The 237-nt window shown below is 36.3% G+C and carries 1 protein-coding gene; it reads left to right on the top strand.

The genetic code is table 11. The features are described 5' to 3' along the window. Positions 1-237 (top strand): hypothetical protein (locus L979_RS16555; protein WP_197052194.1); only part of this gene is annotated, 237 nt, incomplete at both ends.

Below are 237 nucleotides of genomic sequence, written 5' to 3'. Positions count from 1 at the left end.
ATAAATTGCAATCACTTGCTGAACGTGTTAAACGACTTCAAATGTCTTATCCAGAACTTTACGAATTGATTGTAGCAGAACTTACACAAGCTATCGTAAACAAAATTGTTGACCTTGCTCTTGTTGAGGGAGACGGAACAAACGGCTTTAAATCAATCGAAAAAGAAGCAGACGCTAAAAAAATCAAAAAAATTACTACAAAGGCCAAATCAGCTGGAAAAACTCCATTTGCTGACG

It is taken from the genome of Kocuria sp. ZOR0020 (assembly GCF_000800955.1).
GTDB lineage: Bacteria > Actinomycetota > Actinomycetes > Actinomycetales > Micrococcaceae > Kocuria > Kocuria subflava.
Note: the sequence above shows the minus strand (reverse complement) of the source record. Positions and strands in the feature narration are given on the sequence as shown.